The sequence below is a fragment of the Vulcaniibacterium tengchongense genome (assembly GCF_003814555.1).
Classification (GTDB): domain Bacteria; phylum Pseudomonadota; class Gammaproteobacteria; order Xanthomonadales; family Xanthomonadaceae; genus Vulcaniibacterium; species Vulcaniibacterium tengchongense.
On sequence record NZ_RKQN01000006.1, the window covers coordinates 38,175 to 51,565 of the forward strand.

Consider the following 13,391-nt stretch of genomic DNA (forward strand, 5'->3'; position numbering starts at 1 on the left):
CGTCCTCATTCCTCCGTGCCGCCGTTGCGGCGACGCTCGTACTCGATGCGGAACTTCTCGCGCAGCAGCCCGCCGGGATCGTCCGGCACGCGCCGCAGCCAAGCTTCGTTGGCGAGGCGGCGCTCGCGCTGCCCGGGCGTCTCCGCCTCCGCCGGCTCGCGCGCGCCGTCGCGCGGCGCGCCTCGCCCGGCCCGCTGCAGCGCGCGCTGCATGCGTTCGCGCTGGGCGGCGTCGGCCGCGGCCTGGCGCCGTGCGTCGGCCGGCCGCGGCGCGGGCGCTTTCCCCGGCGCCGCGCCTGGTTCGGCGCGGTCCGCGGGGGAGCGCTGCGCCTGGCGCTGCGACGGCCGGTCCTGCGCGGCTTGCGGCTGCGGCGCGCCGGCCGACGCGCCATCGCCCCCGCCCTGCGACCCAGGGCGCTGCGAGTCGTCGGCGCCGCGCGGCGGCGGGCGCGGCTTCATCGCCGCCTCGACCGCGCGCTTGTTGGCGAGCGCGTCGGCCATGCGCGGCGCGCGCTTCAGCGCTTCGTCGTAGGCGGCGAGGGCCTGCGGGTAGCGCCCGGCCTTGGCCAGGGCGTTGCCGCGGTTGTAGTGCGCGTCGGCGGTGCCGACGCCCGCGTACAGCGCCGCCGCGCGCGCGTAGTCGCCGCGCCGGTAGGCCTGCGCGGCCTCGGCCATGCGCGCATGCGCGGCCTGGTCCGGCCGGCGCCACAGCTCGACGGCCCGGGCCGGCTGCCACGGCAGCCACAGGCACAGCAGCAGCGCCGCCACGGCGCCGCCGCGACGGAACGCGAACAGCGCGAGCAGCAGCAGCGGCGGCAGCAACCAGTAGCCTTCGTCCCGCCAGCTTCGGCCACCGCGCTCGCCGCCCGGCATCGCTTCGCCGGCGCCGGGCGTCAGCACGCCGAGCGCGCGCAGGTCGCCGTCGCCGTCGTCGCCGGCGATCGCGGCGTAGCGGCCGCCGCCGGCCGCGGCGAGCGCGCGCAGCGAGGCCGCGTCCAATCGAGTCCGCGCCAGCGTGCCGTCGCCGCGCCGGTAGGCCGCGCCCTCGGCGCGGCCCAGGCCGAGCGCGAAGACGCGATAGCCGGCGCGCGCCGCCGACGCCGCCGCCCCGCGCGCGGCCGCATCGGCGTGGTCGGTGAGCAACAGGATCGCGCCGCGCTCGAACCCGGCCTGGCGCAGCAGCCGCCGCGCCTGCGCGATCGCGCGGTCCGCGCGCTGGCCGTCCACCGGCATCACCTCGGGCGCGAGCGCGTCCAGGAACAGGGCGACGTTGCCGGCATCGTCGGTGAGCGGCGCGACGGTGAAGGCGTCGCCGGCGTAGGCGACCAGGCCCACCTGGCCGGCGGCGCGCGCGCGCAGCAGCGCGGCGATCTTGGCGCGCGCCTGCGCCAGCCGCGACGGCGGCAGGTCGGCGGCGTTGCTCGCGCTGGACAGATCGAGCGCGACCACCAGCGGCGTGCCGCCCTGCCACAGCGGCTGCGTGTCCTGGCGCCAGCTCGGCCCGGCCAGCGCCAGCACCGCGAGCACCCAAGCGAAGGCCGCCAGCGCGCCGGCCGCACGCGCGCGCCGGTCGCCGCCGCGTTCGAGCAGATGCGGCAGCAGATGCGGATCGACCACCCGCTGCCAGACCCCGCCGCTGCGGCGCCGCGCGCGCCAGGCCCAGGCCAACGGCGCCAAGGCCAGCAGCGCCCACAGCCAATGCGGGCGCAGGAAATGCAGCGGTCCGAGCTCGGGCATCATGCGCGCCTCCGCCGCGGCCACAGCAGCGCGAGCGCCGCGCAGGCGAGCGCCCCCGCGAGCGGCCAGGCGTAGCGCTCGACCCGGGGGCGCACCGCCTGGCCCGCGCGCGCGACCGGCTCGATCCGGTCGATCTCGGCGTAGATGCCCGCCAGTTGCGCGGTGTCGCGGGCGCGGAAGAAGCGCCCGCCGGTGGCGCGCGCCACCGCCTGCAACGCCGCCTCGTCGATCTCGTCGCCGGCGCCGGGCAGCGGCACGCGCAGGCCGAACAGCGACAGCGAGCCTTCGCCGCCGAAGGCCACGGTGTGGATGCGCACGCCGTCGGCGCGGGCCAGTTCGGCGGCCTTGAGCGGCTCGAGCAGGCCCGCGGTGTTGACGCCGTCGGTCAGCAGCACCAGCACGCGCTGCTCCGCCGGCTGCCGGCGCAGGCGCTTGACCGCGAGCGCGATCGCATCGCCGATCGCGGTCTCCTGCCCGGCCAGGCCGATCACGCTGTCGTCCAGTTGCTGGCGCACCGAGGCCAGATCGTGGGTCAGCGGCGTCAGCGCGTAGGCGCGGCGGCCGAACACGATCAGGCCGACGCGATCGCCCCGGCGCCGGTCGAGGAAGTCCGCCAGCACCGCCTTGGCCGCGGTCAGCCGGTCGACGGCCTGGCCGCCGAGCTCCATGTCGGGCTCGCGCATGCTGCCGGACAGGTCCAGCGCCAGCATCAGGTCGCGCCCGGCGTGCGGCGGCCGCACCGCCTCGCCCAGTTGCTGCGGCCGCGCCGCCGCCACGCACAGCAGCAGCCAGGCGAGCCACAGCCAAGGGCTGACGCCGCCGCCGGCACCGCGATGGCCGCCGCCGCGCGCCAGCGCCGCCAGCGTTTCCCCGTACGGCACGCGCAACGCCGCGCCGCCCGCGCGCGCCGGCGGCGCCAGGCGCCGCACCAGCCCAGGCAGCGGCAGCGCCAGCAGCCACCAGGGCCAGGCGAAGCTCTCGCGCAGCCACGTCCACGGCGCCAGCAGCAACTCGCTCATGCCGCGTCCATCCACTGCAGGAAGCGCACCCGCGCCAGCGCGCGCAGCGCCGCGACCGCGCGCGGATCGACGTCGCGCCGGTAGGCGCCGTCGAGCAGCAGTCGGCCGGGGCCGTCGCGGAACGCGCTCGACGGCGCCCGCCGAGCGCGGCGGCCGGGCGGCGACGCGTCGAGGAACGCGAGCCATTCTTCGCCTTGCAGGCGGTCGGCGCGCGGGTCGCGCCGGCGTGCGGCGCGGCGCAACAGTTCCGAGATCGCCGCGACCTGCGCCGGCGGCGAACCGGCCTCGGCCAGGGCGCGGTCGAACCAGGCCGCGAGCGCGCGCCGGCGTGCGCGCCGCCGCCATCCGCGCCAGGCGCCCCAGGCCGCCAGCGCCAGCACCAGCGCCGCCAGCAGCCACCAGCCCGGCGCCGGCGGCCACCACGGCGGCGGCGGCGGCTGGTGGATGTCGCGCAGGACCAGGGCGGCGCCCATCACACCACCAGCGGCCGGGAGCGGCCGAGCAACGGCAGCCAGGATTCGCTGGCCGCGTCGGTGGACAACGCCTGGACTCGTACGCCGCGCGCGGGCAGGCCCGCCAGGGCCCGCTCGACCGGGGCGGCGAAGCGCTGGCGCCAGCGCTGGCGCACCGCCGCCGCACCGAGGTCCAGTTCCACCCGCGCCGCGCCGCTGCGGAACGGCAGCAGCGCCTGCGGCGGGGCGGTCTCGAGCGGGTCGGTCAGCAGCAGCACGATCACTTCGTGGTGCTGCGCCAGCATCGGCCAGCGCCGTTCCGGCAGCGCGGCGACGCTGTGCGGATCGGCCAGCACGACCAGGCGCGAGCCGGGCCGCAGCAGGCGCGCCGCATGGTCGAGCGCGACGCCGAGCCCGGCGTCGTCCTGCGGCGGCTGCGCGTACCACCGGGCCAACGCATCGAGCACGCGCAGCGCGCCGCGCGGGCCGGCGGCGGGCGTGACCGGCGCCTCGCTCGTGCTGCCGCGCAGCGCGGCGACGCGGTCGCCGTCGCGCACCGCCGCCCAGGCCGCGATCGCGCCGGCGCGCGCCGCCTGCACCGACTTGAACCGCACGCGCGTGCCGAAGTACAGCGCGGCGGCGGTGTCGGCGACGACCAGGCTGAGCCGCTCGCGTTCGGCCTGGTACAGCTTGGTGTGGGCGCGGCCGGTGCGCGCGGTCAGGCGCCAGTCGATGTGGCGCGCGTCGTCGCCGGCCACGTATTCGCGCGACTCGGCGTATTCCATGCCGCGCCCGCGCAGCGGCGACAGCGCCGGGCCGCTGGCGCCGTAGCGGCCGCGCGGCGCGGCGCGCCGTCCGGCGACCGCACCGCGCAACGCGACCAGCTCCGCCAGCGTGGGGCGGACGCCATCACCCGGGATGTCGCTACGCCGCGATTCGGTCATCGCCCGTCCTCTTCGCCATGTGATTCGCGCGGATGAACACGGACGGCGCAATCCGATGCGTGCCGCCGCCGAAGGCGGCCGCCGCGCAGACCGCCGCCGGTCATCCGCGGCAGGGGGGTTGCGTCCGCGCCCATCCGCGCAAAACCCCTGGCCAGAAAGCCCCCAGGCACGTCACGGCAGCGGCACGCGCTGCAGCAGTTCCGCGACCAGGCGCTCGCCGTCCCAGCCCTCGGCGGTGGCTTCGTAGCTGGGCAGGATGCGATGGCGCAGCACGTCCGGCGCCACCGCGCGCACGTCGTCGGGGGTGACGAAATCGCGGCCGCCCAGCCAGGCGCGCGCGCGCGCGCAGCGCTCCAGCGCGATCGAGCCGCGCGGGCTGGCGCCCCAGGCAATGCGCCGGGCCAGGGCGGCGTCGTAGCGCGCCGGCTCGCGCGAGGCCAGCACCAGTTCGATCAGGTAGCGCTCCACGGCCGGCGCCAGGTGCAGGTCCAGCACCGCGGCGCGCGCCGCGAACACGTCCGCCTGCGGCATCCGCACCGGCGGCGCGGCGGGCGCGTGCAGCGAGGCGCGCGCGCGTTCGCGCGCCAGGCGCAGGATCTCGGCCTCGGCCGCGGCCTGCGGGTAACCGATGCGCACGTGCATCAGGAACCGGTCGAGCTGCGCTTCCGGCAACGGGAAGGTGCCTTCCTGCTCGATCGGGTTCTGCGTCGCCATCACCAGGAACAGCGGCGGCAGCGCGTAGGTCGCGCGCCCGACCGTGACCTGGCGCTCGCCCATCGCCTCCAGCAGCGCCGACTGCACCTTGGCCGGGGCGCGGTTGATCTCGTCGGCAAGCAGGATCGGGTGGAAGACCGGCCCCGGCTGGAACTCGAAGCGGCCCTCCTGCGGCCGCCACACCTCGGTGCCGGTGAGGTCGGCCGGCAGCAGGTCCGGGGTGAACTGGACGCGGGCGAAGTCGGCCTCCAGCCGCGCCGCCAGCGCGCGCACCGCGCTGGTCTTGGCCAGCCCCGGGGCCCCCTCCACCAGCAGATGGCCGTCGGCGAGCAGCGCGATCAGCAGCCGCTCGATCAGCGCGCCCTGGCCGACGATCTCGGCGGCCAGCGCGTCGCGCAGGGCGCGAAAGGCGTCGTGCAGGCGGGGCAGATCGTCGCTGCGGCTGTCCATCGGGGTCCCGGGCAGGAATGAGAAAAAGCGGACGCCAGTTTGACCGATGCGGACGGCGGCGGTTCAGTCGGCTGCGGCCTCGTTCATGCCGCAGCCGGCCGGAAACGCGGAGAGGGCCCGAACGGGCCCTCTCCGGAAGAAGCGCAAGGCGGTTCAGCCGCGCTGCGCGACCCGCATCACCTTCGGCGTGACCATGATCAGCAGCTCGGCCTTGTCCTTGTTCCGGCCCTTCTTCTTGAACAGGTTGCCGAGGAACGGGATGTCGCCGAGGAACGGCACCTTGGAGATGTCGTTGCGGTCGCGGAACTCGTAGACGCCGCCGACCACGACGGTCTGCCCGTCCTCGACCAGCACCGCGGTATTGACCTCGCGCTTGGCGATGGTCGGCACCTGGCCGATCGAGGTGTCGAGATAGCCCTCGACCTCGTCCTTCTTCACGTTCATGTTGAGGAACACGCGGCCGTCGTAGGTGATGGTCGGGGTGACCTTCAGCTCCAGCAGCACGTCCTTGAACTGCACGTTCGGAATCGGAATGGTGGTGCTGCCCTGGGTCGGCGAGATGGTCACGTAGCCGACCTCCTGGCCCTGGCGGATCACCGCCTCGCGCTGGTTGCTGGTGACCACGCGCGGGTTGGAGATCACTTCGCCGCGGCCTTCCTGCTGCATCGCCGACAGCTCGATATCGAGCGCGTAACCGGCGTTGAGGATCTGCAAGGCCAGAGAGCCCGCCGGGTTCTGCACCGCCAGATTGCTCATCGCGCCCTTGCTCAGCTCGAAGGTCGGACTGCCGGAATTGACCGCTTCGACGAAAGAGCCCCGCGTCTCGTCGTTGTTCTCGATCGTGTCGTTGAAGAAATACTTGCCGTCCTTGTGGCCGGCGATGCCGAAGCGGGCGCCCAGCTCGCGCGCGAACGACTCGGTGGCGATCACCACCCGCGCCTCGATCAACACCTGATCCACGGGCTTGTCGATCACCCGGATCAGCTCCTTCATCTGCGCGACCTTCTTGGGAATGTCGCTGATCATCAGGGTGTTGGTGCGCTCGTCCGCGACCAGCCGGCCGCGCGGCGACAGGAACCCGCCGTCGTTGTTCGACGTGCCCTGCCCGCCCTGGTTGCCGCCCCCGCCGATGCCCTTGGCCTCGGTCAGCGCCTTGTAGATCTGCGCGGCGTTGTGGTAGTTGATCTGCACGTACTCGGTGACGGTGTCGACGCGGTTGTCCAGGGCGATGCGCGCGTCCTCCTTGTCCTGCTCGTACTTGGCGATCTCGGCCTGCGGCGCCACCCAGATCACGTTGCCGCTGCGGCGCTTGTCCAGGCCCTTGGCCTGCAGCACCAGGTCCAGCGCCTGGTCCCAGGGCACGTTGATCAGACGCAGGGTGACGTTGCCCTGCACCGTGTCCGCGGCGACCACGTTGAGGCCGGACTCCTCGGCGATCAGCTGCAGCACCGTGCGCACCGGCACGTCCTGGAAGTTGAAGGTCACCGGGCGGCCGCTGTAGCGGACGCCGGCCGCCGCCGTCGCGCCCTTGGCGCCGCCCTGCGGCGCGCCGACCGCCCGGCCGCTCGGCGCGCCGGTGCGCGGCACGATCTCGACGATGTACTCGCGGCCGGTCTGGTAGGCCAGCGACTCGAACTCGCCGCGGGTATCGAGCACCAGCTGGGTGCCGGCGCCGCTGGCGCGGGCGTCGATGCGCTGCACCGGCGTGGCGAAGTCGACCACGTCCAACGGCCGGCGCAGCGCCTCGGGCAGGCGCGCGTTGCCCACGTCGACGATCACGCTGGAGCCCTGGTTGCGCAGGTCCGGCGCGGCGCCGTCGCCGCTGAACTTGACGATCAGCCGGCCGGAGCCGTCGCTGCCGCGCTTGAAGTCGATGTTGTCGACCGAGACCGCGCCCGGCAGCTGCTTGGCCGGGTCCTGGCCGGGCGCGGCGGCGACCGCGCTCGGCGCGGCGGCGGGAGCGCTCGGCGCGGCGGCGTGCACGGCGCCGAACGCCGCGATCGCGCCGACCACCAGGCCCACCGACCCGCTGCGCAACAGGGGGCGCCGGGCGGGCCGCTTGGGTGTAGCAGTGAATACGGTCATCGTCCTATCCCCCAGAATCATTGATCTTCAAGCGCAACCGTGGCCGGACGCTCCAGCCAGCCGCCGGCGCCGTCGGGCACCAGTTCGACCAGCTCGATCCGGTCCTCGTACACGGCCGTGACCCGGCCGTCGCTCTGCCCCATGTACGTCCCCGGCCGGACCCGGTGCGTGACCTTGTCCGGCGCCATCACCAACGCGACCATGCCGCTGCCGCGGCCGAGCGTGCCGACCATGTCCAGGCTGTCGAGCGGGAACTGCTCGAGCGGCTGCTTGCGCCGGGTCGCGTCCGGGCGCGGGCCGCCGCCGCTGCCGTCGTCGGTGAACGCGTTGCTGAACGGATCGCGCAAGGCGTAGGCGTTGTATTCGAAGGTCTCGAACTGCTGCATCACCGGCAGCGGCGGGAGCGGCGGCGCCGGACGCGCCTTGACCTCCGCGACCCACTTCTCCAGGTTCGGCGTGTCGCCCGGCGTGCTGGTCACGCCGCGGCCGCAGCCGGCCAGCAGCAGCGCCAGCGCCAACGCCGCCGGCGCGCGGCTCCCACGGTATGCGCGCATCTCAGCCTCCCCCCTGCTTGGCGGCTTCGGCCTGCTGCTTTTCCTGCTCGGCCACTTCTTCTTCGTCGAGATAGCGGTAGGTCTTGACCGTGCCGGCCAGCTCCAGCGGGCTGCCCGGCGCGATGGTCGCGTCCTTGTTGCCCGAGCGCGGCTTCAGCGAGATGTCGTGCATGGTCATGATCACCACGCGCGGCAGCGAGGCCACGCCGCTGACGAAGCCGCCGAACTGGTGGTAGGTGCCCACCATGCGCAACGCGATCGGCTTCTCCGCGTAGAACTCCTTGGGCTGCTCGGGGCCGGGCTGGAACAGCTCGTTGGTGATGCCGGTGGCGAGCGCGGTCTGCGAGATGTCGACGATCAGGTCCGGCATCTCGGTCTTGCTCGGCAGCTGCCGCAGCATCTGCTGCAGTTGCTGTTCCATCTGCGCCAGCTGCTGCTTGAGCGGCTCGAGGTTCGCGGCCTTGCCCTGCTCGTCCTCGAACTCCTTGCGCAGCTCCGCCTCGCGGCGCTCCAGTCCCTCCAGCTCGTCCTGCTTGTCGCTGACGAACAGGTACCAGCCGAGGAACACGATGATCAGGCCGACGATCACGCACAGGCCGATCTTGGCCTGCTGCGGCCAGGCGCCGATATTGTTGAAATCCAGCTCGTTGAGCTTGACCTTCTTCTTGCTCATGACGCCGCTCCGGTGGCGGGTTCAGCGGACGGCGCGGCGGGCGCCTGGGCGGGACCGGGAGCCGGCGCAGCCGGCGACTGCGACGCCGGGGGGGTGGAAGGCGCGGCACCCGGGGCCGGGGCGGCGGCATCGCCCGACGCAGCGGCGTCGGCGGGCGGCGGCGCATCGGCGATGCCGTCGCCGTCCTCGTCCTTGGGCGCGTTCGGGTTGGCCAGCTTGACCTGCAGCTTGAACTCGTACGGCAGGCCCTTGTCGTTGCCCTTGGCCTCGATGATCGACAGGTCCGGGTTGGTCATCCAGCCCGAGCTTTCCAGGTTGCGCAGGTAGGTGCTGACCCGCGCGTTGGACTGGGCGCGGCCCTCCAGGGTCAGGGTCTCGCTGTCCTGCTTGATCGAGGTCAGCACCGCGCCGTCGGGGATGGTGCGCACCAGCGAATCGAACAGGTGCACCATCTGCGAGCGGTTCGCCTGCAGCTTCTCGATCACTTCCTTGCGCGCCAGCAGCTTGGCCTTCTTCTCCTCCAGCTGCTTGATCTCCTCGTTCTTCTTCTTGACCTCGTCGATCTCGCGCTGCAGGAACGCGTTGCGCTCGTTCTGGCCGTCGATCTGGGCGTTGTAGTAGCTGACGATCAGGAACGACACCAGCACCGCGGCCAGCGCGGACAGGGCGAACATGACCGCGAATTCCTTCTGGCGCTGCTTGCGGCGTTCGGCGCGCCAGGGGAGCAGGTTGATGCGGGCCATCAGTCGAAGCTCCTCAGGGCCAGGCCGCAGGCGATCATCAGCGCCGGCGCGTCCTGGGCCAGCGCATGCGCCTGCACGCGCGGCCCCAGGGTCATGTGGGCGAGCGGATTGGCGATCGTGGTCGGCACGCCCAGCTGCTCCTCGACCATCGCCGCGATGCCGGCGATCGAGGCGCAGCCGCCGGCGAGCACGATCTGGTCGACGCGGCTGAATTCGCTGCCGGCGTAGAAGAACTGCAGCAGGCGGCTGATCTGCTGGACCATCGCCTCCTTGAACGGCTCCAGCACCTCGTGCTCGTAGCTTTCCGGCAACCCGCCCTGGCGCTTGGCCAGCCCCGCCTCCTCGTAGCTCAGGCCGTAGCGCCGCATCACCTCGTCGGTGAGCTGCTTGCCGCCGAACACCTGCTCGCGGGCGTAGATGCTGCGGCCGTTGCGCAGCACGTTGAGGGTGGTCATGGTGGCGCCGGAGTCGACCAGCGCGACCAGGCCGTCGCGCGGGCCGCCGAGCTGGTCGGCGACCAGGGCGAACGCGTTCTCCAGCGCGAACGCCTCCACGTCCATCACCTTCGGCGTGAGCCCGCCGATCTCCAGCGCCGAGGCGCGCACCTCGACGTTCTCCGAACGCGTCGCGGCGAGCAGCACCTGCAGCATGTCGGGGCTGCCGGGCATCGGGCCGAGCACCTCGAAGTCGTGGCTGACTTCCTCGATCGGATAGGGCACGTAGTTGCCCGCTTCCAGCTCGACCTGCGCCTCGAGGTCGTCCTCGTCGAGATCGCCCGGCATCGGGATCACCTTGGTGATCACCGAGGAGCCGGCGACCGCGGCGGCGGCGTACTTGGCGCGGGTGCCCGAGCGCGCCACCGCGCGCTTGATCGCCTCGCCCACCGCCTCCACCTCGACGATGTTCTTCTCGACCACGGCGTTGGGCGGCAGCGGCTCGACCGCGTAGTGTTCGACGCGGTAGCGGCTGCCGGAGCGCGAGAGCTGCAGCAGTTTGACGGCAGTCGAACTGATGTCCACGCCGACGAGCGCCGGCTGGGCTTTTGTGACGATCCCCACGCTTTTCTCCCCTGGCCACAGGCGCTTACGCGCGCTTCGTGTGACCCCGCGTTAAATAACGGAGTTTACACAGGCTGGCAACCACTTCCCTTCGTAATTGCCCGACTGCGTCACCTTCTCCCCCTGAACGGCGACCGTGGCGGTTCCCGGTCGCGTCGGCCCTTCCCCGGCCGGGCGTTTCCCGGCCTCCTCTATACTCCACGCCCACTACCGCCGCAATCGGAATCCGCTTCAGATGCCCCGTCTCCGCCGTCTGCTGCGCTGGGCGCTGTTCGCCCTGGCCGGCCTGGCCCTGCTCGGCGCGATCGCGCTGGGCACCCTCTACTACCTGGTGGCGCCGAAGCTGCCCGACGTCGAGACCCTGCGCACCGTCGAGATGCAGGAACCGATGTACGTGTACGCCCGCGACGGCCGCCTGATGGCGCTGTTCGGCGAGACCCGCCGCTACCCGGTCGAGATCGAGCAGGTACCGGAGCGGCTGAAGCAGGCCTTCATCGCGATCGAGGACGCGCGCTTCTACCAGCACCACGGCGTGGACTACAAAGGCGTGGCGCGCGCGGTGTGGCTGCTGCTGACCACCGACGACAAGCGCGTCCCGGGCGGCTCGACCATCACCCAGCAGGTCGCGCGCCAGTTCTTCCTCAGCTCCGAGTACAGCTATTCGCGCAAGCTCGCCGAGATGCTGCTGGCGATGCGCATGGAGCGCGAACTGAGCAAGGACGAGATCTTCGAGCTGTACCTCAACAAGAGCTTCTTCGGCAACCGCGCCTACGGCGTCGCCGCCGCGGCCGAGTTCTACTACGGCAAGAAGCTGGGCGAGCTGAGCCTGGACGAGATGGCCTCGCTCGCGGGCATCCCGAAGTTCCCGTCCAGCGGCAATCCGCTCAGCAACCCCGAGCGCGCCAAGCAGCGCCGCGACTACATCCTCGACCGCATGGCCGAGCTGCGCTTCATCACCCCGGCCGAGGCGGCGCAGGCCAAGGCGGTGCCGATGCACGCGGCCCCGCACGAACGCCCGGTCGAGGTGTACGCGCCGTACGTGGCCGAGATGGTGCGGCAGGAAATGATCGCGCGCTTCGGCAACGAGGCGCTGACCAAGGGCTACCACGTCCTCACCACCATCGATCCGGTGCTGCAGGCCGCCGCCGACCAGGCGGTGCGGGACGGCTTGATGACCTACGACCGCCGCCACGGCTGGCACGGCGCCGAGCGCCATTTCGACCTGGCGGCCGACGAGGACGCCGCCGCGGCGCGGCAGCGCCTGCGCGACGTGCCGGCCCAGGCCGGGCTGCTGCCGGCGCTGGTGCTCGGCGTCGCCGGCAACCAGGCGCGCCTCGCATTGGCGGACGGCAGCGAGATCGCGCTCGGCCCGAACCAGGGCTGGGGCGGGCGCAGCCCGGCGAGCCTGGTCAAGCGCGGCGACCTGGTGCGGGTGCGCCGGGTCGAGCCGAAGACCGAGGCGAAGGCCGAGGCGGCGGCCGCGCCGCCCTCGTACAAGCTCGAGCAACTGCCGCAGGCGCAGGCGGCGCTGGTGTCGCTCGACGCCGAGACCGGCGCGCTGCGCGCGCTGTCCGGCGGCTTCAGCTTCGCCGGCGCCAAGTTCAACCGCGCCACCCAGGCGCGGCGCCAGCCGGGTTCAAGCTTCAAGCCGTTCGTCTACGCCGCGGCCTTCGAGCGCGGCTACAACCCGGCCTCGATCGTGCTCGACGCGCCGGTGGTGTTCAAGGACCGCCGCGGCCACCTGTGGCGGCCGCAGAACGACACCGGCAACTTCGCCGGCCCGATGCGCCTGCGCGAGGCGATGGTGCAGTCGCGCAACCTGGTCTCGGTGCGCCTGCTCGACGCGATCGGCGTCGACTACGCGCGCAAGTACATCAGCCACTTCGGCTTCGACCTGGCCGAGCTGCCGCCGAACCTGTCGATGTCGCTGGGCACCGCGTCGCTGACCCCGCTGTCGGTGGCGCGCGGCTACGCGGTGTTCGCCAACGGCGGCTACCGGATCACGCCGTGGCTGATCGACGAGGTCAAGGACCGCGCCGGCGCGGTGGTGTTCAAGGAGAAGCCGGCGATCGCCTGCCGCAGCTGCGCCGGCACCAGCGGCGGCACGGCGCAACCGGTCGACACCGTGGTCGACGGCTTCGACTTCGGCCCGGCACCGTCGGCGCGGAGCGAGCCGCAGGACGCCAAGGCGCAGGCGCCGAAGGCCGACGCGCGGCCCTCGCCGGCGCTGCCGCCGGGCGACGCGACCGTGGCGCCGCGCGCGATCGACGCGCGCATCGCCTACCAGATCACGTCGATGCTGCGCGACGTGGTCAAGCGCGGCACCGGCACCGCGGCCAAGGTGCTCGGCCGCGAGGACGTCGGCGGCAAGACCGGCTCCACCAACGACCACCGCGACGCCTGGTTCTCCGGCTTCGGCGGGCCGTTCGTCACTACGGTCTGGGTCGGCCGCGACAACTTCAAGTCGCTGGGCTATCGCGAGTACGGCGGCAAGGCGGCGTTGCCGATCTGGATCGACTACATGCGCGCGGCGCTGAAGGACCAGCCGCTGGCGCCGAACGATCCGCCCGAGGGCATGGTCAAGGTGGCGGTGGCCGCGAACGGGGCGTTGATCCCCGGCGGCGAAGGCGGCATCACCGAATGGGTCAAGGCCGAGGACCTGGAACGCATGCAGAGCTACATGGACTTCGGCCCGCAGGAGCAGTTGCCCGCCGAGGAAGCGTTCGACATCTTCTGAGCGCAACGCGCGTCGCGGCCCTCCCCTCCCGGCGGCGCCTGCCGCGTGCGCAGCTGCGGCGCCGCGGCGCGCGGCCCGTGCCGGCACACCGGAGCCGCGCCGCCGCGCACGGCGAACTCGGCGCATGAACGGTTCGGCAACCGAAGCGCGATCCGCGTGCGCCGCGCCGGATCCGCCGCGCCGTGCAACACGGACGCGACGCGAAACGTGCTAGCGTGATTTCCGC

At 73.1% G+C, this 13,391-nt stretch carries 11 protein-coding genes; 1 reads left to right on the forward strand and 10 read right to left on the reverse strand.

What is annotated here, in order from left to right:
- Nucleotides 1-5: 5 nt before the first annotated feature.
- The 10 genes from EDC50_RS15155 to EDC50_RS15200 all read right to left on the reverse strand — a co-directional run bounded on the left by EDC50_RS15155 (nucleotide 6) and on the right by EDC50_RS15200 (nucleotide 10,428).
- The gene (locus EDC50_RS15155; protein ID WP_123771339.1) at nucleotides 6-1,739 is read right to left on the reverse strand and encodes a VWA domain-containing protein; all 1,734 of its coding nucleotides are present in this window, start codon (nucleotides 1,737-1,739) and stop codon (nucleotides 6-8) included.
- Nucleotides 1,736-2,755 carry a vWA domain-containing protein gene (locus tag EDC50_RS15160; protein ID WP_123771340.1) on the reverse strand — a complete coding sequence of 340 codons (1,020 nt, stop codon included), beginning with the start codon at nucleotides 2,753-2,755 and terminating at the stop codon, nucleotides 1,736-1,738. Before EDC50_RS15160 ends, EDC50_RS15155 begins: the two co-directional genes overlap by 4 nt.
- A complete protein-coding gene (locus EDC50_RS16730) occupies nucleotides 2,752-3,228 on the reverse strand; it encodes a DUF4381 family protein (RefSeq protein ID WP_123771341.1) in 477 nt (158 codons plus the stop codon). Before EDC50_RS16730 ends, EDC50_RS15160 begins: the two co-directional genes overlap by 4 nt.
- On the reverse strand, nucleotides 3,228-4,151 hold the full coding sequence (locus tag EDC50_RS15170; protein ID WP_123771342.1) for a DUF58 domain-containing protein: 924 nt from the start codon (nucleotides 4,149-4,151) through the stop codon (nucleotides 3,228-3,230). Before EDC50_RS15170 ends, EDC50_RS16730 begins: the two co-directional genes overlap by 1 nt.
- 171 nt (nucleotides 4,152-4,322) lie before the next feature.
- The gene (locus EDC50_RS15175) at nucleotides 4,323-5,315 is read right to left on the reverse strand and encodes an AAA family ATPase (RefSeq protein ID WP_123771343.1); all 993 of its coding nucleotides are present in this window, start codon (nucleotides 5,313-5,315) and stop codon (nucleotides 4,323-4,325) included.
- A gap of 153 nt (nucleotides 5,316-5,468) precedes the next feature.
- Nucleotides 5,469-7,400, reverse strand: coding sequence for a type IV pilus secretin PilQ (locus tag EDC50_RS15180; RefSeq protein WP_123771344.1), 1,932 nt, complete (start codon nucleotides 7,398-7,400; stop codon nucleotides 5,469-5,471).
- Between the two features lie 17 nt (nucleotides 7,401-7,417).
- Nucleotides 7,418-7,954 (reverse strand): pilus assembly protein PilP, encoded by a 537-nt coding sequence (locus EDC50_RS15185; RefSeq protein ID WP_123771345.1) that lies wholly within the window; start codon nucleotides 7,952-7,954, stop codon nucleotides 7,418-7,420.
- A gap of 1 nt (nucleotide 7,955) precedes the next feature.
- On the reverse strand, nucleotides 7,956-8,627 hold the full coding sequence (locus tag EDC50_RS15190) for a type IV pilus inner membrane component PilO (protein ID WP_123771346.1): 672 nt from the start codon (nucleotides 8,625-8,627) through the stop codon (nucleotides 7,956-7,958).
- Nucleotides 8,624-9,370 (reverse strand): PilN domain-containing protein, encoded by a 747-nt coding sequence (locus EDC50_RS15195; protein ID WP_123771347.1) that lies wholly within the window; start codon nucleotides 9,368-9,370, stop codon nucleotides 8,624-8,626. Before EDC50_RS15195 ends, EDC50_RS15190 begins: the two co-directional genes overlap by 4 nt.
- Complete coding sequence (locus EDC50_RS15200) at nucleotides 9,370-10,428, reverse strand: pilus assembly protein PilM (protein WP_123771348.1); 1,059 nt, start codon at nucleotides 10,426-10,428, stop codon at nucleotides 9,370-9,372. Before EDC50_RS15200 ends, EDC50_RS15195 begins: the two co-directional genes overlap by 1 nt.
- A gap of 235 nt (nucleotides 10,429-10,663) precedes the next feature.
- On the opposite strand from EDC50_RS15200, the gene EDC50_RS15205 reads away from it, so the two are divergent.
- Entirely contained in the window at nucleotides 10,664-13,165 is a 2,502-nt protein-coding gene (locus tag EDC50_RS15205; protein WP_123771349.1) for a penicillin-binding protein 1A, read from the forward strand.
- The last annotated feature ends 226 nt before the right edge of the window (nucleotides 13,166-13,391 follow it).

What these genes read in the sequence shown, in the direction of transcription:
- EDC50_RS15155 (WP_123771339.1), bottom strand. Translation starts at nt 1,739, where the DNA reads ATGATGCCCGAGCTCGGACCGCTGCATTTCCTGCGCCCGCATTGGCTG.
- EDC50_RS15160 (WP_123771340.1), bottom strand. Translation starts at nt 2,755, where the DNA reads ATGAGCGAGTTGCTGCTGGCGCCGTGGACGTGGCTGCGCGAGAGCTTC.
- EDC50_RS16730 (WP_123771341.1), bottom strand. Translation starts at nt 3,228, where the DNA reads ATGGGCGCCGCCCTGGTCCTGCGCGACATCCACCAGCCGCCGCCGCCG.
- EDC50_RS15170 (WP_123771342.1), bottom strand. Translation starts at nt 4,151, where the DNA reads ATGACCGAATCGCGGCGTAGCGACATCCCGGGTGATGGCGTCCGCCCC.
- EDC50_RS15175 (WP_123771343.1), bottom strand. Translation starts at nt 5,315, where the DNA reads ATGGACAGCCGCAGCGACGATCTGCCCCGCCTGCACGACGCCTTTCGC.
- EDC50_RS15180 (WP_123771344.1), bottom strand. Translation starts at nt 7,400, where the DNA reads ATGACCGTATTCACTGCTACACCCAAGCGGCCCGCCCGGCGCCCCCTG.
- EDC50_RS15185 (WP_123771345.1), bottom strand. Translation starts at nt 7,954, where the DNA reads ATGCGCGCATACCGTGGGAGCCGCGCGCCGGCGGCGTTGGCGCTGGCG.
- EDC50_RS15190 (WP_123771346.1), bottom strand. Translation starts at nt 8,627, where the DNA reads ATGAGCAAGAAGAAGGTCAAGCTCAACGAGCTGGATTTCAACAATATC.
- EDC50_RS15195 (WP_123771347.1), bottom strand. Translation starts at nt 9,370, where the DNA reads ATGGCCCGCATCAACCTGCTCCCCTGGCGCGCCGAACGCCGCAAGCAG.
- EDC50_RS15205 (WP_123771349.1), top strand. Translation starts at nt 10,664, where the DNA reads ATGCCCCGTCTCCGCCGTCTGCTGCGCTGGGCGCTGTTCGCCCTGGCC.